The organism is Mycobacterium saskatchewanense (genome assembly GCF_010729105.1).
In the GTDB taxonomy this organism is placed as follows: Bacteria; Actinomycetota; Actinomycetes; order Mycobacteriales; family Mycobacteriaceae; genus Mycobacterium; species Mycobacterium saskatchewanense.
In genome coordinates this window covers 1,301,432-1,324,220 of sequence record NZ_AP022573.1, presented here as the reverse complement: position 1 = coordinate 1,324,220, position 22,789 = coordinate 1,301,432, and the positions used below count along the sequence as shown (strand labels likewise).

General features: G+C 70.0%; 25 protein-coding genes. 12 read left to right on the top strand and 13 right to left on the bottom strand.

Translation table 11 applies throughout. The features are described from left to right. Positions 1 to 23: 23 nt before the first annotated feature. Both G6N56_RS06150 and kasB read left to right on the top strand, forming a co-directional pair. Positions 24 to 782, top strand: a complete 759-nt coding sequence (locus tag G6N56_RS06150; protein WP_085258615.1) for an Rv3717 family N-acetylmuramoyl-L-alanine amidase — start codon at positions 24 to 26, stop codon at positions 780 to 782. 315 nt (positions 783 to 1,097) lie between these two features. Beyond that, on the top strand, positions 1,098 to 2,357 hold the full coding sequence (gene kasB / locus G6N56_RS06145; protein WP_163645089.1) for a 3-oxoacyl-ACP synthase KasB: 1,260 nt from the start codon (positions 1,098 to 1,100) through the stop codon (positions 2,355 to 2,357). A gap of 195 nt (positions 2,358 to 2,552) precedes the next feature. Here the strand turns inward: kasB and G6N56_RS06140 are convergent, their stop codons facing one another. Next, the gene (locus tag G6N56_RS06140; RefSeq protein ID WP_085254577.1) at positions 2,553 to 3,308 is read right to left on the bottom strand and encodes a cutinase family protein; all 756 of its coding nucleotides are present in this window, start codon (positions 3,306 to 3,308) and stop codon (positions 2,553 to 2,555) included. A 414-nt stretch (positions 3,309 to 3,722) separates the two neighbouring features. On the opposite strand from G6N56_RS06140, the gene G6N56_RS06135 reads away from it, so the two are divergent. Both G6N56_RS06135 and G6N56_RS06130 read left to right on the top strand, forming a co-directional pair. After that, positions 3,723 to 3,959: an acyl carrier protein gene (locus tag G6N56_RS06135; protein ID WP_085254578.1), complete on the top strand. Its 237-nt coding sequence runs from the start codon at positions 3,723 to 3,725 to the stop codon at positions 3,957 to 3,959. A 177-nt stretch (positions 3,960 to 4,136) separates the two neighbouring features. Next, positions 4,137 to 4,892: a potassium channel family protein gene (locus G6N56_RS06130; RefSeq protein ID WP_085254579.1), complete on the top strand. Its 756-nt coding sequence runs from the start codon at positions 4,137 to 4,139 to the stop codon at positions 4,890 to 4,892. Here G6N56_RS06130 and G6N56_RS06125 read toward each other — a convergent pair. Together G6N56_RS06125 and G6N56_RS06120 are read right to left on the bottom strand one after the other, a co-directional pair. Further along, positions 4,858 to 5,157: a DUF202 domain-containing protein gene (locus G6N56_RS06125; protein ID WP_085254580.1), complete on the bottom strand. Its 300-nt coding sequence runs from the start codon at positions 5,155 to 5,157 to the stop codon at positions 4,858 to 4,860. The two genes, G6N56_RS06130 and G6N56_RS06125, sit on opposite strands and share 35 nt — an antisense overlap. After that, positions 5,154 to 5,510 (bottom strand): YidH family protein, encoded by a 357-nt coding sequence (locus G6N56_RS06120; protein WP_232069219.1) that lies wholly within the window; start codon positions 5,508 to 5,510, stop codon positions 5,154 to 5,156. Before G6N56_RS06120 ends, G6N56_RS06125 begins: the two co-directional genes overlap by 4 nt. A 27-nt stretch (positions 5,511 to 5,537) precedes the next feature. On the opposite strand from G6N56_RS06120, the gene G6N56_RS06115 reads away from it, so the two are divergent. Further along, complete coding sequence (locus G6N56_RS06115; RefSeq protein WP_408632692.1) at positions 5,538 to 6,233, top strand: haloacid dehalogenase type II; 696 nt, start codon at positions 5,538 to 5,540, stop codon at positions 6,231 to 6,233. Here G6N56_RS06115 and G6N56_RS06110 read toward each other — a convergent pair. The 5 genes from G6N56_RS06110 to G6N56_RS06090 are packed head-to-tail and all read right to left on the bottom strand — an operon-like array spanning position 6,230 to position 10,140. Beyond that, positions 6,230 to 6,670 (bottom strand): hypothetical protein, encoded by a 441-nt coding sequence (locus tag G6N56_RS06110; RefSeq protein ID WP_085254583.1) that lies wholly within the window; start codon positions 6,668 to 6,670, stop codon positions 6,230 to 6,232. The genes G6N56_RS06115 and G6N56_RS06110 overlap by 4 nt on opposite strands. 9 nt (positions 6,671 to 6,679) lie before the next feature. Beyond that, positions 6,680 to 7,219: an ester cyclase gene (locus G6N56_RS06105; protein ID WP_085254584.1), complete on the bottom strand. Its 540-nt coding sequence runs from the start codon at positions 7,217 to 7,219 to the stop codon at positions 6,680 to 6,682. A 17-nt stretch (positions 7,220 to 7,236) separates the two neighbouring features. After that, entirely contained in the window at positions 7,237 to 8,538 is a 1,302-nt protein-coding gene (locus G6N56_RS06100; protein WP_085254585.1) for a cytochrome P450, read from the bottom strand. Between the two features lie 59 nt (positions 8,539 to 8,597). After that, on the bottom strand, positions 8,598 to 8,945 hold the full coding sequence (locus G6N56_RS06095) for an MmpS family transport accessory protein (protein WP_180150494.1): 348 nt from the start codon (positions 8,943 to 8,945) through the stop codon (positions 8,598 to 8,600). A 13-nt stretch (positions 8,946 to 8,958) separates the two neighbouring features. Beyond that, the gene (locus G6N56_RS06090) at positions 8,959 to 10,140 is read right to left on the bottom strand and encodes an MFS transporter (RefSeq protein ID WP_142280487.1); all 1,182 of its coding nucleotides are present in this window, start codon (positions 10,138 to 10,140) and stop codon (positions 8,959 to 8,961) included. 69 nt (positions 10,141 to 10,209) lie between these two features. Here G6N56_RS06090 and G6N56_RS06085 point away from each other — a divergent pair, with 69 nt between their 5' ends. Then, the gene (locus tag G6N56_RS06085) at positions 10,210 to 11,286 is read left to right on the top strand and encodes an NAD(P)H-dependent amine dehydrogenase family protein (protein ID WP_085254588.1); all 1,077 of its coding nucleotides are present in this window, start codon (positions 10,210 to 10,212) and stop codon (positions 11,284 to 11,286) included. A 103-nt stretch (positions 11,287 to 11,389) separates the two neighbouring features. Beyond that, positions 11,390 to 13,114, top strand: a complete 1,725-nt coding sequence (locus tag G6N56_RS06080) for an Hsp70 family protein (RefSeq protein WP_085254589.1) — start codon at positions 11,390 to 11,392, stop codon at positions 13,112 to 13,114. Between the two features lie 11 nt (positions 13,115 to 13,125). On the opposite strand, the gene G6N56_RS06075 is transcribed toward G6N56_RS06080, so the two are convergent. The 3 genes from G6N56_RS06075 to G6N56_RS06065 all read right to left on the bottom strand — a co-directional run bounded on the left by G6N56_RS06075 (position 13,126) and on the right by G6N56_RS06065 (position 15,674). Further along, entirely contained in the window at positions 13,126 to 13,524 is a 399-nt protein-coding gene (locus G6N56_RS06075; RefSeq protein ID WP_085254590.1) for a hypothetical protein, read from the bottom strand. A 73-nt stretch (positions 13,525 to 13,597) separates the two neighbouring features. Continuing rightward, positions 13,598 to 14,707, bottom strand: coding sequence for a class I SAM-dependent methyltransferase (locus G6N56_RS06070; protein ID WP_085254591.1), 1,110 nt, complete (start codon positions 14,705 to 14,707; stop codon positions 13,598 to 13,600). A 13-nt stretch (positions 14,708 to 14,720) separates the two neighbouring features. Continuing rightward, entirely contained in the window at positions 14,721 to 15,674 is a 954-nt protein-coding gene (locus G6N56_RS06065; RefSeq protein WP_085254592.1) for an SDR family oxidoreductase, read from the bottom strand. A gap of 46 nt (positions 15,675 to 15,720) precedes the next feature. Here G6N56_RS06065 and lnt point away from each other — a divergent pair, with 46 nt between their 5' ends. Together lnt and G6N56_RS06055 are read left to right on the top strand one after the other, a co-directional pair. Beyond that, positions 15,721 to 17,205 carry an apolipoprotein N-acyltransferase gene (gene lnt / locus G6N56_RS06060; RefSeq protein ID WP_085254593.1) on the top strand — a complete coding sequence of 495 codons (1,485 nt, stop codon included), beginning with the start codon at positions 15,721 to 15,723 and terminating at the stop codon, positions 17,203 to 17,205. Further along, positions 17,202 to 17,918, top strand: coding sequence for an SHOCT domain-containing protein (locus tag G6N56_RS06055; RefSeq protein ID WP_085254594.1), 717 nt, complete (start codon positions 17,202 to 17,204; stop codon positions 17,916 to 17,918). The genes lnt and G6N56_RS06055 overlap by 4 nt, the downstream gene beginning before the upstream one ends. A gap of 498 nt (positions 17,919 to 18,416) precedes the next feature. On the opposite strand, the gene G6N56_RS06050 is transcribed toward G6N56_RS06055, so the two are convergent. Next, entirely contained in the window at positions 18,417 to 19,040 is a 624-nt protein-coding gene (locus tag G6N56_RS06050) for an MBL fold metallo-hydrolase (protein WP_085254595.1), read from the bottom strand. Then, positions 19,040 to 20,125: an S-(hydroxymethyl)mycothiol dehydrogenase gene (locus tag G6N56_RS06045; RefSeq protein WP_085254596.1), complete on the bottom strand. Its 1,086-nt coding sequence runs from the start codon at positions 20,123 to 20,125 to the stop codon at positions 19,040 to 19,042. The genes G6N56_RS06050 and G6N56_RS06045 overlap by 1 nt, the downstream gene beginning before the upstream one ends. A gap of 132 nt (positions 20,126 to 20,257) precedes the next feature. Here G6N56_RS06045 and G6N56_RS06040 point away from each other — a divergent pair, with 132 nt between their 5' ends. From G6N56_RS06040 to G6N56_RS06030, 3 genes are all read left to right on the top strand, one after another. Next, positions 20,258 to 21,277 (top strand): class I SAM-dependent methyltransferase, encoded by a 1,020-nt coding sequence (locus tag G6N56_RS06040; RefSeq protein ID WP_142280489.1) that lies wholly within the window; start codon positions 20,258 to 20,260, stop codon positions 21,275 to 21,277. After that, positions 21,274 to 22,098, top strand: a complete 825-nt coding sequence (locus G6N56_RS06035) for a serine hydrolase domain-containing protein (RefSeq protein ID WP_085254598.1) — start codon at positions 21,274 to 21,276, stop codon at positions 22,096 to 22,098. Before G6N56_RS06040 ends, G6N56_RS06035 begins: the two co-directional genes overlap by 4 nt. 138 nt (positions 22,099 to 22,236) lie before the next feature. Next, a complete protein-coding gene (locus tag G6N56_RS06030; RefSeq protein ID WP_085254599.1) occupies positions 22,237 to 22,749 on the top strand; it encodes a DUF3145 domain-containing protein in 513 nt (170 codons plus the stop codon). Positions 22,750 to 22,789: the final 40 nt, after the last annotated feature.

Genomic DNA, 22,789 nt, shown 5'->3' with positions numbered 1-22,789 from the left:
GGCCGATTGTTACCATCGCGCGGATGAGTGACCGGCCGCCGAGCGTCTCCAGGCGCGGCATCCTGCGCTACGGTGCCCTGGCGCCGGTGCTGGTCGCCGCCGGCGGACTGCTGCCGGCCCCCCGGGCGGGCGCCGGTGTCGCCGGGGCGTCGGTGTTCCTCGACCCGGGCCACAACGCCGTCAACGACGCCTCGATCGACCAGCAGGTTCCCAACGGGCGGGGCGGCACCAAGCCGTGCCAGACCTCGGGCACCGCCGCGGACGACGGCTACCCCGAGCACGCGTTCGCCTGGGCGGTCGTCGGGCTGATCAGCGCATCGCTTAACCAGATGGGCGTCAGCACCCGGCTGTCCCGGGGTGACGACAACTCCGTCGGTCCGTGCATCGATCAGCGCGTGGCCGAGGCCAACGCGATGCGCCCCGACGCCATCGTGAGTATCCATGCCGACGGCGGGCCCGCCTCCGGCTCGGGCTTTCACGTCAACTATTCCAGCCCGCCGCTGAACGACGTGCAGGCCGGCCCAGCCGTGCAACTGGCCCACGCGATGCGGAACGCCCTGGCCGGAGCGGGCTTTCAGCCGTCCACCTACATCGGGTCCGACGGGCTGTACGGCCGCGACGATCTCGCCGGGCTCAACTTGGCCCAGTACCCCGCCGTCCTGGTCGAGCTCGGCAACATGAAGAACGCCGACGATGCCGCGCGGATGGAAAGCGCGGACGGCCGGGCACGCTACGCTGCGGCCGTCACCCAGGGGATCGTTGCGTTCCTGAATGCCCGGTAGGCGGACGCCGGCGACCCCGGCAACGCTCCCGCGGGTCGTCGTCACCGCTTGGAAAGCGGCAGGTACCGCATGCGGTAGGCTCGAACGATCCGACTTCACTGGATTTGGCCAGCAAACATTGGCCACAAAACTGAACGTTTCGCGGCTCCAAGGGTATGCGGTATGCGGCCCCCGAAATCGCTGCTCCCGTCGTCGGGCACCCGACACCGGCTGCGCAGTTGCCGCCGGAACGCGACGGTGTGTTTGCATGATGGGTAGTGGGTGGGGCTTGCCGGCAAGCCCCACCGATCGTGAGAGGGAGGTTGCGCACAGCTGATGACAGAGATGGTTACCGGGAAAGCGCTCCCGAACGTGGTTGTCACCGGGATCGCCATGACCACCGCGGTGGCGACCGATGTCGAGAACACGTGGAAGTCGTTGCTGGACGGCCGGAGTGGAATCCGCAAGCTCGATGACCCGTTTGTCGAGGAGTTCGACCTGCCGGTTCGCATCGGTGGGCACCTGCTGGAGGAATTCGACACCCAGATGTCCCGTGCCGAGCTGCACCGCATGGGTTACCTGCAGCGGATGTCGACCGTGTTGACCCGCCGGGTGTGGGAGAACGCCGGCTCGCCCGAGGTCGATCCCAACCGCCTGATGGTGTCCATCGGCACCGGGCTGGGCTCCGCTGAAGAGATGGTCTTCAGCTATGACGACATGCGCGCCCGCGGCATCAAGGCCGTCTCCCCGCTGGCGGTCCAGAAGTACATGCCGGACGGCGCGGCGAACGCGATCGGATTGGAAAGGCGCGCCCGAGCCGGAGTCAACACCTTCGTGTCGGCGTGCGCGTCGGGTTCGGAGGGCATCGCGCAGGCGTGGCGCAACATCGTCTTCGGCGAGGCCGACGTCGCCATCTGCGGTGGCGTGGAGACCAAGATCGAGGCGGTGCCGATCGCCGCGTTCGCCCAGATGCGCATCGTGATGTCGACCAAGAACGACGACCCCGAGGGCGCGTGCCGCCCGTTCGACAAGGATCGCACCGGCTTCGTGTTCGGCGAGGCCGGCGCGTTGATGGTGATCGAGACCGAAGAGCACGCCAAGGCCCGCGGCGCCGACATCCTGGCCCGCCTGATGGGGGCGAGCATCACCTCCGACGGCTATCACATGGTGGCCCCGGACCCCAACGGCGAACGCGCCGGATATGCGATGAGCCGCGCCATCCAGCTGGCGGACCTGTCTCCCGGCGACATCGACCACGTCAACGCCCACGCCACCGGCACGTCGATGGGTGACCTGGCCGAGGGCAAGGCCATCAACAACGCGCTCGGCCCCCACGGCGGCAACGCCGTGGTATACGCCCCCAAGGCGGCGTTGGGCCACTCGGTCGGTGCGGTCGGTGCGGTCGAGTCGATCCTGACCGTGCTGGCGCTGCGCGATCAGGTGGTCCCGCCGACGCTGAACCTGGTCAACCTCGACCCGGAGATCGACCTGGACGTGGTGGCGGGCAAGCCGCGACCGGGCAACTACCAGTACGCGATCAACAACTCGTTCGGATTCGGCGGGCACAACGTCGCGCTGGTCTTCGGTCGCCCCTGACGCTGCGCCGTTCAGGCTAGGGGCCTCCGCCTTTTGGCTTCTGCGGCGAAATTGCCGTGGTGGTCGTGGTTTGTGGGGCGCGGCGCGACCCTGTCAGCAATCTGGGCGGCGGTTGGCGCCGGCGGCCGGTTGGCGCCGGTAAGCCAAGCCGCTCAGCGCTACGGCCGGACGAGATCCGTAGCGCTGAGCGGAAGCTCAGCCTCCGAAGCCCTGCCGGGGGGCGGTTGCCATGGTTGCCGGGCTGCCGGGAGCGGCGGGACCGCCCTCGCCAAGCTTGGCTGCCGCGAAGTCCACTCCCTGATTCACGAACTGGGCATCGGTGACATACGTGTCGTGGGCGGCGAAGTTGAGGCCGTCGGAGCAGACCGGGTCCTCGGTGGCGCAGACCTTGATGGTCTTGGGCTGGAACATCGGGCCGATGACGACGGGCGGCTCGCCGAGGAAGTTCATCGCCCGGACGTTGGGCGTCCCGAAGAGCACGACCGAGGAGACGTGGCTGGCGATGTCGGGGTCCAGCGGCTTGGGCACGGTCGCGGGGTCGACCCCGTCGGGCACGGCGGCGGAGGTGACGAAGCCCATCACCGCGGCGCCCTGCGAGTAGCCGCCGAGCACCATCTTGGTCTTGGGGCAGTCGCGGGCCATGTTCACGACGTGGCTGCCCGCGTCGCGGATGCCGTCGAGGCCGGTGGCCCATTCGTTGCTGGCGGGGTAGTTGACCGGGTAGACGTCGAACGACTGCGCGCCGATGCGCGAGCGCAGCCCGTCAACGAAGGCCTGTCCGGTCGGGCCGACGCCGGGGGGCTCACCGGTGCCGCGCGCGAACACCACCTGTACATCGGGACACGGCTCAGCCCCGGCGGAGGGGACGACGGGCGCCACGATTGACCCGGCGAGACCCGCCGCCGCGACGACCGTAGGAGCGAGGGGACGAAGGATGTGACGTGCGATCATGGCGCAATGGTGCCCAAGCACTTTTCCCCCAAACCTGTGTGTTTCCATAGCTTTTGGTGACCATTTCCTGTTAGCACTGCCGTACCGAGCGCGGCCGGCCCGGGCCCCTCGCGGTTTGCAGACGGTTCGAGATCGGCTGCGGTAACGGGGTTGCGGACCAGCCACATCACTAAATGATAACGACTGGCGCAGGGTGCTGCTGACTAATGGCCCTGTACGTTCGGTCAACGGGTCACTATTGTGTTCGGCCCCAAGCCAAGTGCGGCCCGCGTCGGCCCCGAGGCGAAGTGCTCCTCCGCCGATCCGGGGCCCGACTGGCCACGATCCGAAGCACGCCCGGCGACCGTCGTTTTGCTCGGTCCGGGCCGGGTAGCCGAAACCCGACCACCGATAACCGATACGAAGGGCGACGACATGGCCACGGGTGAAACCGGTTTCGACGACGTGACCTTCGACCTCATTTCCGTTCAATATCACTCGTTGAAAGCCGGACATGATTACGGCCAGTATGTTCGCGATGCGAAGAACGCCGGCTTGGACGACATTGCGGCGTTCTTCGCTGACGTGATGGCGCAGGACTCCCAGCGCGCGCACCGCTGCCACGAGCTCCTCATGCAGCTGGAGTCGAAGGCGGGGGCGGCCACCGGCTGAGGGGGCGAGAGCGTGGTGGCGCGTCCGGCCGGCGCGCGGCCATCAGGTCGACGGGCGCGCCGGCACCGTGCGTCCAAGAGCGCCCTTCGGCGTTGGCCCCGAAAGCCCCGGGTTCGCGCGGCGGGCCAGCTAACCTAGAGCGGCCAAAATTCGGCGGACAACCGGAGGCCGTTCTGCATGATCAAGCAAACGTGGGGGCAGCGCTGGGAACAGCGCACGGAGTGGCCGCTCGCGATCGTCGCGCTCATCTTCCTCGCCGTGTACTCGGTGCAGGTGCTCGGCCAACCGCATGGTCGGGAGGCGCACGACCTGGACGTGGCGAGCTGGGTGGCGTGGGGCATGTTCGTCGTCGACTACCTGGTCCGGCTGAGCCTGGCGCCCGACCGGCGGCAATGGTTCGTCCGCCACCTCTTCGATCTGCTTGTGGTCGCGCTTCCGCTAATGCGCCCGCTGCGGCTGCTGCGCCTGGTCGTCCTTGTCGGGGCGCTGCAAAAGGCGATCGGCAACGTGGTCCGCGGGCGCATCCTGCTCTACACGATCTCGGGCGTCATCCTGCTCATCTACGTGGCGTCGCTGGCCATCCTCGACCAGGAGCGCGGTCACCCCGGCGCCAAAATCCAGTCCTTCGGGGAGGCGGTGTGGTGGGCCATCTCCACGGTGACCACTGTCGGCTACGGCGACCAGTACCCGATCACCGTCCCGGGCCGGGTGATTGCCGTCCTGCTGATGGTCGGCGGCATCAGCCTCATCGGCGTCGTGACGGCGTCGCTCGCCTCGTGGATAGTGCAGCGGGTGGCCGAAACGGACACCGCCAATCAGGCCGCCACCGCCTCGCACATCGAGGAACTCCGGGCCGAAATCCAGGCGCTGTCCCAGGAACTGCGCCACGAGCTCCGCGCTAGGTCAGCTGACCAACCGTCGTCACCACGGTGAGCACCAGCACCGCCGTCCCGATGAAGTAGACCTGACGGCGCGGCGTCAGCCGCGCCGGGAGCGGATCCCGTTGCAGCGCGCGCTGGCGCCGGAGCGCGATGACGTAGGTCGTCAACGCGACCGCGGCGGCCAGCAGGGCGGGGATGAACGACTCGGGCCCCACGGGCCCGTGCAGGTACTTGACGGTCAGCAGGGCGCCGTTGGCGAGGAACGCGAACGAGGTCCGCGTCCAGGCGAGCGTCGTCCGAACCGCCGGATCGTTCAATGCGAGACCGCCTTGGCGATCACCAGCCCGAGCGCGACGAGCCCGACGACGCTCAGGCCGACCGCCAGGTAGGCCGGGGTCGGGTGGCGGGGCAGCGGCACGCCGAGTCGCATGGAGCGGTCGGCCTGTCGCCAGCGGAGCAGCCCCATGCCGCTGGTCAAGACGGCCAGCACCGCCAGTCCCACGGCCAGCGCGCGGCGTGCGCCCGGGACCCCGAGCTCCGGAACGAGCTGCACCAACGCGACCGCCGCGGCCAGCAGCCCCAGCGCCGTGCGCTGCCAGGCCAGGAAGGTCCGCTCGTTGGCGAAGGTGAACCGATAGTCGGGTTCGCGCTCGCCGGTGTCTTGCGCCACGAGCCACATCGTAGATTGGCCGTTGTGGTGAAGGCGCTGTTGTTCGACGTGCAGGGGACCGCGACGGATTTCTTTTCAACGGTGTGCTCGGAGGCGGAGCGGATCGGCGGCCGTTTGACGGGCGTCGACTGGGCCGAGGTGGTGCGGCGTTGGCGCGCAGGCTACTTCACCGCGCTGGAGGTGGCGCAGGGGCGGCACAGCGGGTGGATCTCGGTGCGCTCGGTGTACCGCGACGCGCTGGACTCCGTCCTCGACGACTGCGGCGCCCGCGGGTTGTCGGCCGGGGAGCGCGACGAGCTGACGCTGGCATGGCAGCGGCTCAGGCCATGGCCCGACGCGGTGCCGGGGCTGCTACGGCTGAAGGGCTCTTACACGCTGGCGACCCTGTCGAACGCCGACGTGTCGGCGGTCATCAGCATCTCCAAGCTGGCAGGGCTGCCGTGGGACGCCGTCTTCGCCGCCGAGATGGCCGGGGTGTTCAAGCCCGACCCGGCGATCTACCGCATGGCCGCGACGTATCTTGGCCTGGAGCCCGCCGAGATCATGATGGTGGCGAGCCACAAGTACGACATCCGCGCCGCGGGCCAACTCGGCTTCGCGACCGCGTTCGTCGCGCGGCCGCTGGAGTTCGGTCCGGGCGGCGACGCCGACACGGCCTACGCCGACGAGTTCGACGTCAACGCGTCCGACTTCCTGGACCTGGCAACACAACTCGGCTGCTAGCGGCGCGCCGATCCGATCAGGGGCTGGCCGTTGGCCGCCTGTAGCAGGCAGATGACGGTGCTCGGCGTCGGGTTGGCCCCGGTCCGGTCCTGGTTGGAGTCGATGACATAGCTGATCGCGAACGGCCCTCGGTCGACCGGTTGGCCGGTGTAGGGCGTGAGCCCGGCGGCGCAGTCCCGGTTGGCAACGGTGGCGATCGCGGTGTCGACGGCCATCGGCGCGCGCAGGTACACCTCGGCCAGATGCGCTGCCGCACAGTCGACCACCGTCACGGTCACCCGGCTCAGGTCGGGCGGCGGGAGGTCGCTCACGCACTGGCCGACCTGAAGATCGATCCACTTCTCGATCTGCGGATCCCGGGGTGAGGCGGCGGCGGTGGCCTGTGCCGCCAGGAGCGCCGCCGCGATCAGGCCGCACAACGCATGAAGGCCCCGCATGCGGAGAGTTTAGGCACTGAGCAGCGCCGGGTCGGGCTTTTCCGATGACATCGACAGGAAGCCGCGCGCGCAGCGCGCGGCCAGCAGCCAGTTCGCCGGCCTCTTCATGTCCAGGCCGCCGAGCAGCTGCTTGATCATGGTCAGCGTGTCGAAGTAAATGCGTTCGCAGACCAGGGTTTCCGCCTCATCGAAGACGAAGTACGCCGTCATGCGGACCCGGAAACGGCTGCCGGTGGGCGGGACCTTGCCGAGGTAACCCAGATGCGTACCCATCAGCCAGAACTCGACGATCACCGCGTCGGCGGTGTGGCGCAGCGCGATGATCTCGTGATCCTGGTCGGGGAACGCGGTCCGCGTGTAGGCGTAGTAGTCTCGCACCGCCCGGTCGCCGTCGTGAACGATCATCTGCGGGATCAGCTCGTAGCGCGGATGCGGGAAGGTCGCCAGCACGTCGTCCCAGTCCTGGCGGACCTCGTCGTGGAAGTGGTCGAGCACAAGCTTTTCGCGGGCGGCCAGCACGTCGGCCGCGGGAAACTCCGGAATGGTCACGGGGCCCAGCGTATGGCCTAGGAACCGGGCGGGGGAGTCCAGGCGACGGGCAGCCTCTTGATCCCGTGGATGAACTGCGACAGCAGCCGCGACGGCTCCTCGATCGCGACGATGTCAGGGATCTCGCGGCGCAACTCGTCGAAGACCACCCGGATCTCGCGGCGCGCCAGGTTCGCGCCGAGGCAGAAGTGGGCGCCGCCGCCCCCGAAGCCCAGGTGCGGGTTGGGGTTGCGCGCGACGTCAAAGGCCCACGGGGTGGCGAACTTCGACTCGTCGCGGTTCGCGGAGTTGTACCACAGCGTGGCCTTGTCGCCGGCGGCCATCCGCACGCCGCTCAGCTCGAAGTCTTGGGTCAGGGTGCGCCGCATGTAGACGACCGGCGAGGCCCACCGCACGATCTCCTCCACGGCGGTGGGCGCCAGGCCGTCGTAGTCGGACCACCACTTGTCGCGCTGCCGGGGGTAGCGGGACAGGGCCAGCACGCCGTGGCTGATCGCGTTGCGGGTGGTCTCGTTGCCGGCGACCACCAGCAGGATGAAGAAGGACGCGATCTCCGACGACGACAGCCGGTCGCCGTCGACCTCGGCCTCGACCAGGCTGGTGGTGAGGTCGTCGTGGTGGTTGACGCGGCGGTCCTCGGCCAGGGTGGTGGCGTAGGCCCCGATGTCCATCGAGACCTTGAGGAACTCTTCGAAGTCCGTCGTCAGGTCGGGGTCGCCGAAGCCGAGAATCACGTTGGTCCAGTGAAAGATTCGCTGATGGTCGTCCTCGGGGATGCCCATCATGTCGCAGATGATCTGCAGCGGCAGGGGACCGGCGAGCTCGCTCACCAGATCGGCCTCGCCGTCGGGGTGGTTGGCGATGAGGTCGGCGACCAGCCGGTGGGCGCGTTCGCGCACCGATGCCTCGATGCGGGCCACCACCTTCGGGGTGAACGCCCGGCTGACGATCGAGCGCAGCCGCTGGTGCCGCGGGTCGTCGAGCACGATCATCGAGCCGAAGTACTCCGCGATCTCGGGGGCGTTGTCGTTGATTGTGATGTTGGGGCTGGAGCTGAAGATGTCCGGGTGACGGCTGGCGAAGTGCACGTCGTCGTGCCGCGTCAGCGCCCAGTGCCCGTCACCCGCCGTGAACCCCTCCATCTCGATGGCGGGCCAGAACGCGAGCGGGGCTTCGCGACGCAGGGTGGCGAAGGCGCCGTCGCGGTAGTCGTCATCCAGGGCCCAGAACTTTAGCGACCCGAGTTGGACGTCGGAGAGCGGGATCTCGGGCGGGGGCGCCCCGTTGGTCCGCGGTGCGATACCGGTCTTGAGGCTCACGGGGGCCGCTCCTTCGCCGCTGAAGAGAGGTGACGAACGGAGAGCCTAGACCGAGCGGCTCACTGGGTACAGACGGTGCGGGCGGGTGTCCCCGTCGCCGTCGCGTCTTTCACCGATCGGCCGTCGATCAGGATGCGGCACGAGATCGAGCCGGGCGCCTGCGCGCTGAGCACGAACACCTGCCCGCCGAAACCGGTGAACTGCGCCGACCACGGCAGCTTGGCGTTCACCGCCCGCAGCTGGCCGCCGTCAGTCTGGTACGAGATGAATTCGGCGACGGGGGAACTGCCGGTCACCTCGTAGCGGACCTGCGGGAAGTCGTTGGCATGGGCCACGCCGGCCCACGCGGTCGCGACGCCGACGCCGACGGCGAACAGGATCGAGGGGGTCCTGAGGTGACTGGTCATGAGCCTCATCGTGTCACCCGGTGCGCTCGGACGGAAGCCTCGCCGCGGCGCCGAGCAGGACGACGGCGAACACCGCGCCCACCCCGCCCGAGACGAGCAGGGGCAGCCGCCCGTCGGCGCCCCACAGAAAGCCGGCCCACAGCCCCGCGGCGAGCACCGCAAACCCGCTCAGCCCCTGGAAGATCCCCTGCGCGCTGGACTGCAGCTCGGGCCCGACAAGCGTTGAGATCCAAGCCTTCCCGACGCCGTCGTAGCAGGCGGTGAACATGCCGTACGCGGCGATCAGCCCCCAGGCGGCCGCGGTGCTCGTGGTCAGGCCCAGGCCGAGGTAGCCGACGGCGAAGAAGACCAGCCCAGCCCCGTAGGCCACCGGCCGGCCGAACCGATCCGCCAGCAACCCGGCGGGAAAGCTCGTCACCGCGTAGACCGCGTTGTAGCCGACGTAGGCCAGGATGACGCCGACGACCGAGAAGCCAATCTCCTTGAGCCGCAACAACAGCAGCGCATCCGGGAAGTTGGCGACGCTGAACGCGACCAGGAACCAGACGACCTCCCAGTAGCGGCGGGGCAGCCGCCGGGCCCCGGCGAACGGCGATAGCCGCGAGGAGATCGGCACCTCGCGCGGTCGCTCGCGGACCCAGGCGATCAGCAGCACACTGAGCACCGCGGGGATCACCGCCAGATAGAGCACCGGGCCGATCCGGTGCCCGAACAGCTCGTATCCGGCCAGCCCGAGCAGCGGCCCGATGACCGCCCCCAGCGTGTCCATGGTGCGGTGAAACCCGAACACCCGGCCGCGCTGGGCCGGCTCGATGCCGTCCACCAGCAACGCGTCGCGAGGCGCACCGCGCAGCCCTTTGCCCAGCCGGTCGACGACCCGGCCCAGCAAGACACCGGGCCACGCGCCGGCGGCGGCGACGATCACCTTGCCCAGGGCGGCCATGCCGTAGCCCGTCGCGATCAGCCGGCTGCGCGCGAACCGGTCGCCCAGCGGGCCCGACGCCACCTTGGTCAACGACGCCGCGCCCTCCGCGGCGCCCTCCACCGCGCCGACCACCGACGGCGGCGCGCCCAGCACCGTCGTCAGGTAGAGCGGCAGCAGGGGATAGAGCAACTCGCTTGCCGCGTCCTGCAGCAGCGACACCAGCGACAGCACCCACACGTTTCCGGTGAGCCAGGCCGGCCGGTTGCGCACCCGCCAGATGCTAGCTCCCGAACCCGCCGTCCGCTTAGGGTGAAGCGGGGACCGGACGGGAAGGTGACAATGACGTCAAAGCGTGTGGTGGTATGGGGTACCGGCTTCGTCGGCAAGATGGTGATCGCCGAGATCGTCAGGCATCCGCTGTTCGAATTGGTGGGCGTCGGCGTCAGCAACCCCGACAAGGTGGGCCGCGACGTCGCCGATATCTGCGGGCTGCCCGAGCCGACCGGGATCGTCGCCACCGACGACGTCGACGCGCTGATCGCGCTCAAGCCCGACGCGCTGGTGCACTACGGCCCGACGGCCATGCACGCCAAGGACAACATCGAATTGATCACCCGCTTCCTGCGGGCCGGCATCGACGTCTGCTCGACGGCCATGACGCCGTGGGTGTGGCCCACGATGCACCTCAACCCGCCGCAGTGGATCCAGCCCATCACCGAGGCCTGCGAGCTGGGCGAGTCGTCCTGCTTCACCACCGGCATCGACCCCGGCTTCGCCAACGACCTGTTCCCGATGACGCTGATGGGCCTGTGCTCGGAGGTGCGCCGGGTGCGGGCCTCGGAGCTGTTGGACTACACCAACTACGAGGGCGACTACGAGGTCGAGATGGGCATCGGCCGCGAGCCCGAATACACGCCGCTGCTGCAGGATTCCAACATGCTGATCTTCGCCTGGGGCGCGACGGTGCCGATGATCGCCCACGCCGCGGGCATCATGCTCGACGAGATCACCACGACGTGGGACAAGTGGGTGACGCCGACCGAGCGCAAGACCGTCAAGGGCGTCATCCAACCCGGCCACGTCGCGGCCGTCCGGTTCACCATCAACGGGGTCTACCAGGGCGAGACACGCATCCAGCTCGAACACGTCAACCGCATCGGCCACGACGCCGCCCCGGACTGGCCGTCCGGCCACGACGACGACGTCTACCGCGTGGACATCGAGGGCACGCCGAGCATCTTCCAGGAGACGGCGTTCCGGTTCACCGACGGCTCCGGCCGCGACCCGGCCACGGCGGGATGTCTCGCGACCGGGATGCGGGCCCTGAACGCCGTGCCGGCCGTCAACGACCTGCGCCCGGGCTGGGTGACGCCGCTCGACCTGCCGCTGATCGCGGGTGTGGGCACCATCCGCTGACGGCGCCCACAGCCGCGGTCCATGCTCTACACAGCTGGCACCCAGCAATTGCTGAGATTGTCTATGGATTAGGCCGCGGGACGCCGAGGACGGGGGTAGGAACATGGCCGACGGAGCGACACCGGCACTGGGCCTGTCGATCGGTGCCACCAACCTGGCGGTCGTGACCGCCGAGAACGCCGTCCTCCGCAAGCCCGTGCTCACGCTCTACCGGGAGCGCCCACCGGAGGTCGGCGTGCCCTCGGAGAATCCCCGGCTCGACGAGCCCGGCCTGGTGATCACCGACTTCGTGGACCGGGTGGGCGACCCGGCCGGCATCGTGGCGGCCGACGGCTCGGTGCACCGCCCCGAGGCCCTGATCGCCGACGGGTTGCGCGCGCTGGCCTACGCCGCGACCGGTGGCCGCGCCCTGCCCGACAGCGTGGCCGTCACCTATCCCGCGCACTGGGATTCCCGCGTGGTGGACGCCCTGGGCGCCGCGCTGAGTCGGGTGGCCGAGTGGTCGAACCGGGCGGCCCCGCTGGTGCTGATCCCCGATGCCGCGGCGGCCCTCTTCGCGGCGCGCGCCAACCCCGGCCTGCCGGCCATCGGGACGTCAGGGACCCCGGGCACGGTCGCTGTCTGCGACTTCGGCGGCACCGGAACCAGCATCACTCTGATGGACGCCGCGGGCGACTACCGGGCGCTGGCGCCGACGGTGCGCTATCACGACTTCTCCGGCAACCTGATCGACCAGGCGCTGTTGACCGCCGTCATGGGACACCTGCCCGGCACCGGTTCCTTCGATCCGTCGACCACCCTGGCCAGCGGCTCGCTGAGCCGGCTGCGGGCGGAATGCCGCGGCGCCAAAGAGCAGCTGTCGTCCAGCACGTTGGCGACGCTCACCGACGAGCTGCCGGGCATGCACGGCGACTTCCGGCTCACCCGGCACGAACTCGACGAAGTGATCCGCGACTCGCTGGACAACTTCCTGGCCGTGCTCGAACAAACGTTGTCGCGCAACGGCGTTCGGAATCTCGCGGCGGTCGTGACGGTGGGGGGTGTGGCGAACGTCCCGGCGGTCACCAGGGCGCTGGCGGGGCGCCTGCGGGTCCCGGTCGTCTCGCGGGAGCGCCCACAGCTGACGCCGGCCGTCGGCGCCGCCCTGCGCGCGGCGCGCCGCCCGCACGAGGCCGGCGCGACGATGGCGAGGCCCGCCGCGGTGCCGACCGTGGCGGCGCCCGCGTCGCCGGTCCATCCCGAGCCGACCGCGTTGGCGTGGCCGCGCCGCAGCGAACCCCGGGTGCGGCCCGTGCCAGTGGGGGACACGCTAGTCCGCGCGACGCTGCCTCCCGAGGAGTCCGCGCCCCCGGCCCCCGAGCCGACTCCCCAGCCGGACGCGGAGCCGAAGAAGCGGCGCCGGCTTCGGCGCCCGCCCCTGGCGGTCATCGCGGTGGTGCTCGCGCTGCTGGTCGCGGGGGTCGCGATGATCTTCGCCTTGCGCCCGAGCAGCATGTCCACGACCGCGCCGCCCCCGAGAACCACCACGTCGGCACCCTCGGCCCCGTCACAGGCGCCGCCGCCCAGCCCGGCCCCGACGCAGGAGGCCCCGCCGCCCTCGGTCACCGACACCAACCCGCCCGCCGAGACCGAAACCCCGACGACCACGGCACCGCCCGCCACTCCGCAGGCCGAGCCGCCCGCGGTCGCCGCGCCGGCCCCGAGGATCCCGCGTGCCCCGGCGATCCCGGCGCTGCCCCCGATCCCCGGGGTCAACGAGCCGATCCCCGGCCTGGATAAGATCAACCAGATCCTGCAGGAATTCGGAGTCGGCCCGATCGGGCGTTAAGAGCCTCTAGCTCAGGACTTTTCGCCTTTGTTCTCCTCGGCCGCGGCTTCGCGAAGCTTGTCGTTGAGGGCCTTGTCCTCCTCGATCCGCTTCTTGTGCTCTTCGTCGTTCTGCATTTCCTCCGCCTTCGACTTGAGGTCGGAGTCGGCGTCTTCGGGAACTTCGAACTTGGGGTTGCCGTCGTCGTCCAGCCATTCGTTGACGGCGGTACCCGAGACCATGCCACTGGAGCCTGGGAGCACGATGGTCGGCTTCTCCTTATAGGCCTCCATCATTTCGGCGGCCGCTTTTTTGTCGTCCTCGTCGGGCTCGGGTTTTTCGGTCGCCGCCCGCTCGTCCTGGTCTTCTTCGCCTTCGGCTGACTTCCGCTCGTCGTCGTGACCAGCGGTTTTGTCGTCCTGCACGGTCATGCACCTACCCCCTCAGAGTCGCAGTTCCGACACCAGGGCGATTACCCATTGCGGTGTTGTGTCGAAACTCTCGTCAGCGCAACTTGACAAGCGACACCAGGGCCAGCGGGATGCGCATCGGCTCGGGCGCGCCGGCGAGCCGAGCGGCGAGGCCGGTCTCCAGCCGGTCGACGAATTCGACCGCCCGCGGATCGCCGGTCCGGATGTCGAGCGCACGCACCAACGCCGGGAACAGCGCGGCCCGCGCGAACGCGGCCCACTGGGCGGCGAAGGCGTGGGCGTCGTCGTCGACCTGGAATCGCGCCCAGAACCGGTCCTCCGCGATGAACGCCTCGAGATGGTCGATGGTCAATCCCTCGAACCGCCCGCTCGGGGCGAACGGCGCGCGGAATTCCTTCTCGCCGCGCCCGAACGTCGGGATTGTCATGCGCCGCAATTCGTCCCGGTGCAGAAGCCCCTCGGTGGCCAGGTCCTCCAGCGCCGCGAGGATGGCGTCCAGCAAGGTGGCGAAGCCGAAGCTGCCATCCTCGTCGACGCCGAGCGTCAGCACCACCAGCCGCCCGTGCGTGGCGAGCTCGCGGCCGCGGAACGCGACGAAGTTGTGCCAGTCCAGCGCGGCCTGGTCGGCGTAGGCCGAGAACGCGGCGTCGTCGTGGCCGTAGGCGACGTGCACGTGGTCGTCGACCGCGCAGGGGACCCGGCTCAACCACTGCGTCGCCCACGACGACCAGCCGAGGTTGACCGTCTTGGACGGCACGATTTGGCCGTAAAACGACCGGCCGATCGCCGAGGCGAAACTCGCGGTGTCCTTGCTCAGGTAGCTGTCCGGATCTTCCTCCAGGGTCCGGAACAGGGCGCTGAAGTCGTTGTCAGGAATGTCGGTGTGCGCCACCAGGATTGCGTGGTCGTGCCGGGTGCGTCGACGCAGCACCGCGATGGCCTCGGCCATCGGCCGCAACGAGTTGTGCCCGTTGGCGGCGCCGTAGTCGGCGACGATGATCGGCTGCGGGGGTGCGGGCAGCGGCACCTGCTCGGCGGCCCGCTGCAGGAGCGCGATCGCCTGCGCCAATCCGGCGGCCTGCAGCCGCGACGAGTGGGTGTACGTCGCGCTGTGCGTAGGTTCCGGCCGGACCACGATGCTCGATTGGGGGCCCGAATCGGGCAGACGGGGCTCCGGCCGCATGCACCAACGATAGTCAGTCCGACGCCGGGTAGCTGACCTTGGTGAGCCGCTCGGAGAGGTCCCACAGCCGCCGGCAGTCGGCCCCGTTGCGGGCGCGCTTGGGTATGTGGGCGGGCTTCACGCCCCCGCCGGCTGCCTCGAGGAGCCCCAGGGGGCCGTAGAACGCGCCGCCTTCCGCCTGCGGGGTGGCCGCGGCGTACAGCGCGGGCAGGATCCCGTCGTCGATCTCCTGCCACAGGAACGGCGCCCACCGCCACGACGCCTTGTACAGGCGTTCCATCACCGAGGGCCTCCCGAGCCCGTGCGACGGCCCGCTGATCTGCAGGTTGGTCATGGTCAGCCCGGGATGCGCGGCGTTGGAGACGATGCCCCAGCCAGCCTTCCGGCTGCGCCGGTCGAGCTCGAGGGCGAACATCAGCACCGCCAGTTTCGACTGGCCGTAAGCCGCATTGGCCGAGTAGGACTTCTCGAACTGCGGGTCCTCGAAGTGGATGCTGCCGTAGCGGGCCGCCAGGCTGCTCAGGGAGACGACGCGGGCGCGGGTGGCGGCGCGCAGCAGCGGGAGCAGATGGGCGGTCAGCGCGAAGTGCCCGAGATGGTTGCTGCCGAACTGCAATTCGAACCCGTCGGCGGTGGTGTCGCGGTTCGGCGGGGTCATGACGCCGGCGTTGTTGATCAGGATGTCGATCGGGCGGCCCTCGGCGTTGAGCTGCTCACCCAGGGCGGCGACCGACGCCAGCGACGACAGGTCGAGCGATTTGATGGTCAGCTTGGCATCGGGAACGGTTTGGCGGATTTCCTCGATCGCCGCCTCGCCCTTGGCGCGGTTGCGAATCGCCATGACGACGTCGGCGCCCGCGGCCGACAGCCGCCGGGCCAGCCCGAACCCCAGGCCGCTGTTGGCTCCTGTGACGACCACCAGCTTCCCCGACAGGTCGGGCACGGTGGCGACGAGATCGTGGGGCATGCGTATCACTCCTTACCGGTAATGAGCACGTCCTAGTGTGCTCCTTATGCCGCCGTCCGCGAACCCCGAGCGCGTCCGCGGCGCCGTGGCGGCGTTCGTCGCCGGCGCGCTGCCCGCGCTGGCGTTTCCCGCTCCGGCGTGGTGGTTCGTGGCGTGGTTCGGCGTGGTCCCGCTGTTGTGGCTGGTGCGAACCGCGCCCGGGCCGGGGGACGGCGCGGCGCGAGGCTGGCTCGGGGCGACCGCGTTCGTGCTGACCACCCAGTACTGGCTGGCGGGCAGCGCCGGGCTGTTGCTGCCGGTGCTGGCGGCCGGGCTCGGCGCGCTGTGGCTGCCGTGGGGCTGGCTGGCGCACCGGCTGCTGGCCGCCCCGGTCGGCGGCGGGCGGGCAACCGTCGCCCTGGTCGCGCTGCCGAGCGCGTGGGTGGCGGCGGAGGTGGCGCGCTCCTGGCCGCCGCTGGGCGGCTCGTGGGCGCCGCTCGGCGCATCGCAGGCGAGCCAGCCGGTGACGCTGGCGTCGGCGTCGCTGGGTGGGGTGTGGCTGACGAGTTTTCTTGTGGTGGCGGCCAATACCGCCCTTGCCGGCCTGCTGGCCGGTGGTGGCCGCCTGGGCGCGCTGATGTGCCTGGCGATGTCCGTGGCGGTCGGCCCGCTGTGGTACCTGTTGGGGCCCGACCCGGGTGCGGGACCGGTTTTACGCGTGGCGCTGGTGCAGCCCGGCGACATCGCGGACTCGGACGCCCGGCAGGGAGCCGGCGAGTTGTGGACCGCGACGCTGGTGGGCCGGCGGCCCGACCTGGTGGTCTGGGGCGAAAGCAGCGTGGGGCAGGACCTGGACAGTCACCCCGAGGCGCTGGCGCGCCTCGTCGAGCTGTCCCGGCGGGTGGGCGCCGACGTACTGGTCAACGTCGACGCCCGGGCGCCCGACGGGCGGATCCGCAAGTCGTCTGTCCTGATCGGGCCGGATGGGCTGGCGGGTAGCTATCAGAAGACCCGGCTGGTTCCGTTCGGCGAATACGTGCCGCTGCGACCGCTTTTCGGATGGGTCACCCGGGGCAGCAAGGCCGCCGCCGAGGACCGGCAGCCCGGCGCCGGGCCCGTCGTGCTGCGCGCCGGCGCGCTGCCGATCGGGGCGCTGATCAGCTACGAGGCCGTCTTCCCCGACCTGGCCCGCCGCGAGGCGCAACTGGGGGCGGCGCTGCTGGCCTATCAGAGCTCCACGTCGTCGTTCCAGGGCAGTTGGGCGCAGCCGCAGCTGGCCGCCCAGCCCGCGGTGCGCGCCGTCGAGGCCGGCCGGCCGGCCGTGCACGCCGGATTGTCCGGCGACAGTTCGGCTTTCGACGCGCGCGGGCACCGGCTGGCGTGGTGCCCGGCGGGCTTTCGCGGCGCCGTCGTGGTCGACGTGCCGCTGGGGTCGACGACCACCTGGTACCAACGGCTGGGCGACTGGGTGCCGGTGGTGGCGTTCGCGGTGCTCGGCGCCGCGGTCGTTCGCTGGCGCCGCCCCGCCGGCGGTGACACACTGCCTGGATGAGCAGCAGACGGCTCGCCAAGATATCGCTGGCCGTCGCCATCGCGGTCATGGTCGCGGCGCTCGCCGGCTTCATCATCACCCTGGTGCTCAACGCCTTCTTCCTGGACAAGTACAACCAGTACGGGGAGGTGTCGGTGCCGGGGTCGGGCAGCCTTAACCTGCCCGCCGGCGACGTCACCGTCAGCTTCCACACCATCGTGATCGGCAGCCCCAGTGGCGGGGGCCTGCCGGTGCCGCCGCTGGGCGTCACGATCGTCCCGCCCGACGGCGTCGCGCAGCCGGTGATGACCGAAAACATCGGCGGCACAACGACGGTCAACAACGATTCGCACGTGCGGGTGTGGGTGGCCCACATCGCCGCCGCCGGGGTGTACCACGTCACCACCGACGGCCAGGTCAACGGGTACATCGATCCGCGGCTGGCGTTCGGCCACAAGGGTTCCACCGGACATCTGGTGTGGTTGTCCGTGGGCCTGTTCGTCGTGGGCCTGGGCGCCGCGGTGTTGTCGGGCATCTGGCTGGCCCGTGCCCGCCGCAGGGCGGTGCTGTCGACCACGCCGGCGTTTCAGGTCTCACCGGGCGCACCGTACGAGCCCAGCGGAGAGGGCGTGCGCCTGCATCGGCTGAAAACGCTTGCCGCGTTGCGTGATTCGGGCGCTTTGACCGAGGCGGAGTTCGAGGCGGAGAAGCGGCGAATTCTTGACGAGGGCTGAGTCGCTTCGGGTGTGACCCGGGGAGGCCGGGTGCTTGGGGCGTTGAGTGTGCGCCTCGGGCACCGGCCGGGGCTTCCGGTGCGCGTCGACTGCTTTAGGTGTGCCACCAGACATTTGAGTGTGAACCCAGGGCGGGAAATCCGGTGAATGAGCGCGCTGAATTCACACAGGAAGCCGTCAGTGCACACTCGAACGGCGTGGCGCGGTAGCGCCCCCGGCGCGAATGCCGGCGGCGCCAGCCAGCTGCCTGCCACGTTTTCGCTGTGAGGCCGTCGAAGCACAGTGGCCTCGGGCCGCCCACGCCCCGTAGTGCACGATCGAGTGTGCGTCCTGGCATTTCAGTGTGTAGCCAGAGTTGGAAATTCGGGAAGTGTGCGCCCTGGATGCACACGGGAAGCCGTCAGCGCACACTCACGTGGCTCGGCGCGTCGAGCCCAACGCGGCGCCGCAGGCGCCAGCCGGCCATGTGCCGCGTTATCGCTGCCTTACAGCCAAAGCTCAGTGGCCTCGGGCCACCCACTCCTCGTAGTGCACGATCTCGTCGCCGATGGTGGTGCTATCGCCGTGGCCGGTGTACACGACCGTCTCACCGGGCAGCTTGCCGAGCCGGCCGGAGATCGACTCCAGAATCGTCGGGAAGTCGGAGTAGGAGCGTCCGGTCGCGCCGGGGCCGCCGGCGAACAGCGTGTCGCCGCTGAACACCACCCCCAGGTCATGGATGTACCAGCACACCGATCCGGGGGAGTGACCGGGCGTGTGCAGCGCCCGCAGCTCCGTCCCGCCGACGGCGAGCGTCTCACCGTCGGAAATCGGGCGGAAGTCACTGTCCGGGTGCGTCATTCGCCACAGCACCTCGTCGGCCGGATGCAGCAGCACCGGCGCGTCGAGAGTCTTGCCGAGTTCCGGCGCGACGGTGACGTGGTCGTTGTGCCCGTGCGTGCACACGACCGCGACCACATGTCGGCCGGCGACGGCCTCGACGATCGGCGCCGCGTCGTGGGCGGCGTCGAACACCACGACGTTGGAGTTGTCGCCGACCAACCAGATGTTGTTGTCGACTTCCCAACTGCCGCCGTCGAGTTCGAAGGTCCCGTGCGTCACCACCCGCTCGATGTTCACCATCAGAGCAGCACCACCGAGCGCAACACCTTGCCGCCGTGCATCTTGTGGAACGCCTCCTCGACGTCGCCCAGGCCGATGCGCTCGGAGACGAACTGCTCCAAGGGCAGCCGGCCCTGCAGGTAGAGGTCGATGAGGGTGGGAAAGTCGCGCTCGGGCAGGCAGTCGCCGTACCACGACGACTTCAGCGCCCCGCCGTGGCTGAAGAAGTCGATCAGCGGCATTTCGAGCTTCATGTCCGGGGTTGGAACCCCGACCAGCACAACGGTTCCGGCGAGGTCGCGGGCGTAGAACGCCTGCTTCCACGTCTCGGGCCGGCCGACCGCGTCGATCGCCACGTTGACCCCGAAGCCGTCGGTAAGCTCCTGGATGGTCTCGACGACGTCGGCCTCGCGGGCGTTGACGGTGTGGGTGGCGCCGAACTTGCGAGCCAAGTCCAGCTTGGCGTCGTCGGTGTCGACGGCGATGATGCGCCGTGCCCCGACCAGCGCCGCGCCGGCGATCGCGGCATCGCCGACGCCGCCACAGCCGATCACCGCGACCGTGTCGTCGCGGGTGACCCCGCCGGTGTTGATCGCCGCGCCGATGCCGGCCATCACCCCGCAGCCCAGCAGGCCCGCGACGGCCGGGTCGGCGGCGGGATCGACCTTGGTGCACTGGCCGGCGTGCACCAGCGTCTTGTCGGCGAACGCCCCGATGCCCAGCGCCGGCGTCAGCTCCGTGCCGTCCGTCAGCGTCATCTTCTGCGCGGCGTTGAAGGTGTCGAAGCACAGGTGCGGCCGGCCGCGCTTGCACGCCCGGCACTGGCCGCAGACTGCGCGCCAGTTGAGGATCACGAAATCGCCAGGCTCCACCGCGGTGACGCCGGGCCCGACGGCCTCGACCGTCCCGGCGGCCTCGTGGCCCAGCAGGAACGGGTAGTCGTCGTTGATCCCGCCCTCGCGGTAGGTCAGGTCGGTGTGACAGACCCCGCACGCGATGATGTCCACCAGGGCCTCGCCGGGCCCGGGGTCGGGGACGACGATGTCGACCAATTCGACGGGTTCGCCCTTCTTGCGTGAGATCACGCCGCGCACTGTCTGACTCATGCACTCCAACCTATCGTCGGCCGCCGCGCGGTGCTGCGCCGGTGGCGCCGAGCCCGTCCGGCGTGACGGGCGCTCGGTGTAGCGTCGCTGAGCGTGACGGCTCCCGAGAGCGCCTCCGAGTTCACCGAGCGCATGGTCGCGGCCATTGACGCCGCCAGCCTGACGCTGTTGCTGAGCATCGGGCATCAGACCGGCCTTTTCGACACGATGGCCGGCATGCCGCCCGCCACCAGCGCACGCATTGCCGAGGCCGCCGGCCTCGACGAACGCTACGTGCGGGAGTGGCTGGGCGGCATGACCACCGGGCACGTCGTCGACTACGACCCGCACGCCGGCACCTACTCGTTGCCGGGCCACCGGGCGGGCGCGCTCACCCGCGCCGCGGGACCGGACAACCTGGCCATGATGGCCCAGTTCATCTCGCTGCTCGCCGAGGTCGAACAGCAGGTCGTCGGGTGCTTCCACCGCGGGGGCGGCGTGCCCTACAGCGCGTTTCCCCGCTTCCACACGCTGCAGGCCGAGCAGAGCGGCGCGGTATTCGACCGCGCGCTCGTTGACGTCGTGCTGCCGCTGGCCGACGGCCTCGTGGAACGGCTGCGTTCGGGGGCCGACGTGGCCGACTTCGGTTGCGGCAGCGGCCATGCGGTCAACGTGCTGGCGCGGGCCTTTCCGGCGAGCCGGTTCACCGGCGTCGACTTCAGCGACGAGGCCGTCGCGGTCGGGGTCCGCGAGGCGGGGGGCCTGGGGCTGAGCAACGTGCGCTTCGAGAGCCACAACCTGGCGCAGCTCGACAAGCGCGACACCTACGACGTGATCACCGTGTTCGACGCCATCCACGACCAGGCGCAGCCGGACCGGGTGCTGGAGAACATCCACCGCGCCCTGCGCCCCGGCGGCGTCCTGCTGATGGCCGACATCAAGGCGTCCAGCCGGCTCGAGGACAACGTCGGCATGCCGATGGGCATCTACCTCTACACCGTCTCGCTGATGCACTGCATGACGGTGTCGCTGGCGCTGGACGGCGCCGGGCTGGGCGCGGCCTGGGGCGCTCAGCGGGCCATCGCGATGCTGGCCGACGCCGGGTTCGGCGACGTGCGGGTCGCCGAGACCGAGGCGGACCCCTTCAACAACTACTACATCGCCCGTAAATGACGAGCGCGCTGAACGCCGTCGACGAGTGGCCCGTCACCGCCGTCGCGGCCGCGGTTGTCGGGCCGGACGGGATCCTGGACAGCCACGGCGACACCGCGCGGGTATTCGAGCTCGCGTCGGTGACCAAGCCGCTGGTGGCCCGCGCCGTGCACGTCGCCGTCGAGGAGGGCGTCGTCGAACTCGACACCCCCGCCGGGCCCCCCGGCGCCACGATCCGGCACCTGCTCGCCCACGCGTCGGGCCTGGCGATGCACGGCGACAAGGTGCTGGCCAAGCCGGGCACCCGGCGGATGTACTCCAACTACGGGTTCACCGTGCTGGCCCAAGCGGTGGAGCGCGAGTCCGAGATCGAATTCGGCCGGTACCTCACCGAGGCGGTGTGTGAGCCCCTGGCCATGGTCGCCACCCGGCTGAACGGCGGCACCGAGGCCGCCGGATTCGGCGCGACCTCGACGGTGGCGGACCTGGCGGCGTTCGCCGGCGACCTGCTGCGGCCCCTGACGGTGTCGGCGCAGCTGCACGCCGAGGCGACGACCGTGCAATTTCCCGGCCTGGACGGCGTGCTGCCGGGCTACGGCGTCCAACGGCCCAACGACTGGGGGCTGGGTTTCGAGATCCGCAACGGCAAGTCGCCGCACTGGACGGGCGCGCGCAACTCGGCCCGCACGTACGGCCATTTCGGGCAGGCCGGCGGGTTCATCTGGGCGGATCCCGAGGCCGGGCTGGCGTTGGTGGTGCTGACCGACCGTGACTTCGGAGAATGGGCGCTGCGGCCCTGGCCTGCGCTTTCCGACGCGGTCCTCGCCCTATTCAGACGGTGAAAAACGCACACTAGCGCAACATGGGTATCACGAGGCACAATAGACACGCACGACACACAAAATAAGTGAGCAGCATCTGCTTGTCAGGTCCGCCAGGTCGTTGGGGAAGACGTCCCTCGTGGAACTGAAGGAGCAGAAATGCGTGCGTCGAATCAATTCTCCGACGTGACGACCGGCGTGGTTTACATCCACGCCTCGCCGGCGGCGGTGTGCCCACACGTCGAGTGGGCGTTGTCGTCGACGCTGCAATCCAAGGCCAACCTGGTCTGGACCCCGCAGCCGGCGATGCCCGGGCAGCTGCGCGCCGTCACCAACTGGGTCGGGCCCGTCGGGACCGGCGGCCGGCTGGCGAACGCCCTGCGTTCCTGGTCGGTGCTGCGGTTCGAGGTCACCGAGGACCCCAGCCCGGGCGTGGACGGCCATCGATTCAGCCACACCCCGCAGCTCGGCCTGTGGAGCGGGGCGATGAGCGCCAACGGCGACGTCATGGTCGGCGAGATGCGGCTGCGGTCGATGATGGCGCAGGGCGCCGACACGCTGGCCGCCGAGCTGGACTCGGTGCTGGGCACGGCGTGGGACGAGGCGCTCGAGGTGTACCGAGACGGCGGCGACGCGGGCGAGGTGGCCTGGCTGACCCGGGGCGTCGGATAGTCGGATAGCCGGCCGGCGGACTCATCGACAACCGCTGAAT

Coding starts and splice junctions, on each gene's coding strand:
- G6N56_RS06085 (WP_085254588.1), top strand. CDS start 10,210: ATGACGTCAAAGCGTGTGGTGGTATGGGGTACCGGCTTCGTCGGCAAG.
- lnt (WP_085254593.1), top strand. CDS start 15,721: ATGCCGCCGTCCGCGAACCCCGAGCGCGTCCGCGGCGCCGTGGCGGCG.
- G6N56_RS06065 (WP_085254592.1), bottom strand. CDS start 15,674: ATGCCCCACGATCTCGTCGCCACCGTGCCCGACCTGTCGGGGAAGCTG.
- G6N56_RS06095 (WP_180150494.1), bottom strand. CDS start 8,945: ATGACCAGTCACCTCAGGACCCCCTCGATCCTGTTCGCCGTCGGCGTC.
- G6N56_RS06055 (WP_085254594.1), top strand. CDS start 17,202: ATGAGCAGCAGACGGCTCGCCAAGATATCGCTGGCCGTCGCCATCGCG.
- G6N56_RS06050 (WP_085254595.1), bottom strand. CDS start 19,040: ATGGTGAACATCGAGCGGGTGGTGACGCACGGGACCTTCGAACTCGAC.
- G6N56_RS06035 (WP_085254598.1), top strand. CDS start 21,274: ATGACGAGCGCGCTGAACGCCGTCGACGAGTGGCCCGTCACCGCCGTC.
- G6N56_RS06080 (WP_085254589.1), top strand. CDS start 11,390: ATGGCCGACGGAGCGACACCGGCACTGGGCCTGTCGATCGGTGCCACC.
- G6N56_RS06045 (WP_085254596.1), bottom strand. CDS start 20,125: ATGAGTCAGACAGTGCGCGGCGTGATCTCACGCAAGAAGGGCGAACCC.
- G6N56_RS06075 (WP_085254590.1), bottom strand. CDS start 13,524: ATGACCGTGCAGGACGACAAAACCGCTGGTCACGACGACGAGCGGAAG.
- G6N56_RS06030 (WP_085254599.1), top strand. CDS start 22,237: ATGCGTGCGTCGAATCAATTCTCCGACGTGACGACCGGCGTGGTTTAC.
- G6N56_RS06135 (WP_085254578.1), top strand. CDS start 3,723: ATGGCCACGGGTGAAACCGGTTTCGACGACGTGACCTTCGACCTCATT.
- G6N56_RS06130 (WP_085254579.1), top strand. CDS start 4,137: ATGATCAAGCAAACGTGGGGGCAGCGCTGGGAACAGCGCACGGAGTGG.
- G6N56_RS06140 (WP_085254577.1), bottom strand. CDS start 3,308: ATGATCGCACGTCACATCCTTCGTCCCCTCGCTCCTACGGTCGTCGCG.
- kasB (WP_163645089.1), top strand. CDS start 1,098: ATGACAGAGATGGTTACCGGGAAAGCGCTCCCGAACGTGGTTGTCACC.
- G6N56_RS06110 (WP_085254583.1), bottom strand. CDS start 6,670: ATGCGGGGCCTTCATGCGTTGTGCGGCCTGATCGCGGCGGCGCTCCTG.
- G6N56_RS06040 (WP_142280489.1), top strand. CDS start 20,258: ATGGTCGCGGCCATTGACGCCGCCAGCCTGACGCTGTTGCTGAGCATC.
- G6N56_RS06150 (WP_085258615.1), top strand. CDS start 24: ATGAGTGACCGGCCGCCGAGCGTCTCCAGGCGCGGCATCCTGCGCTAC.
- G6N56_RS06070 (WP_085254591.1), bottom strand. CDS start 14,707: ATGCGGCCGGAGCCCCGTCTGCCCGATTCGGGCCCCCAATCGAGCATC.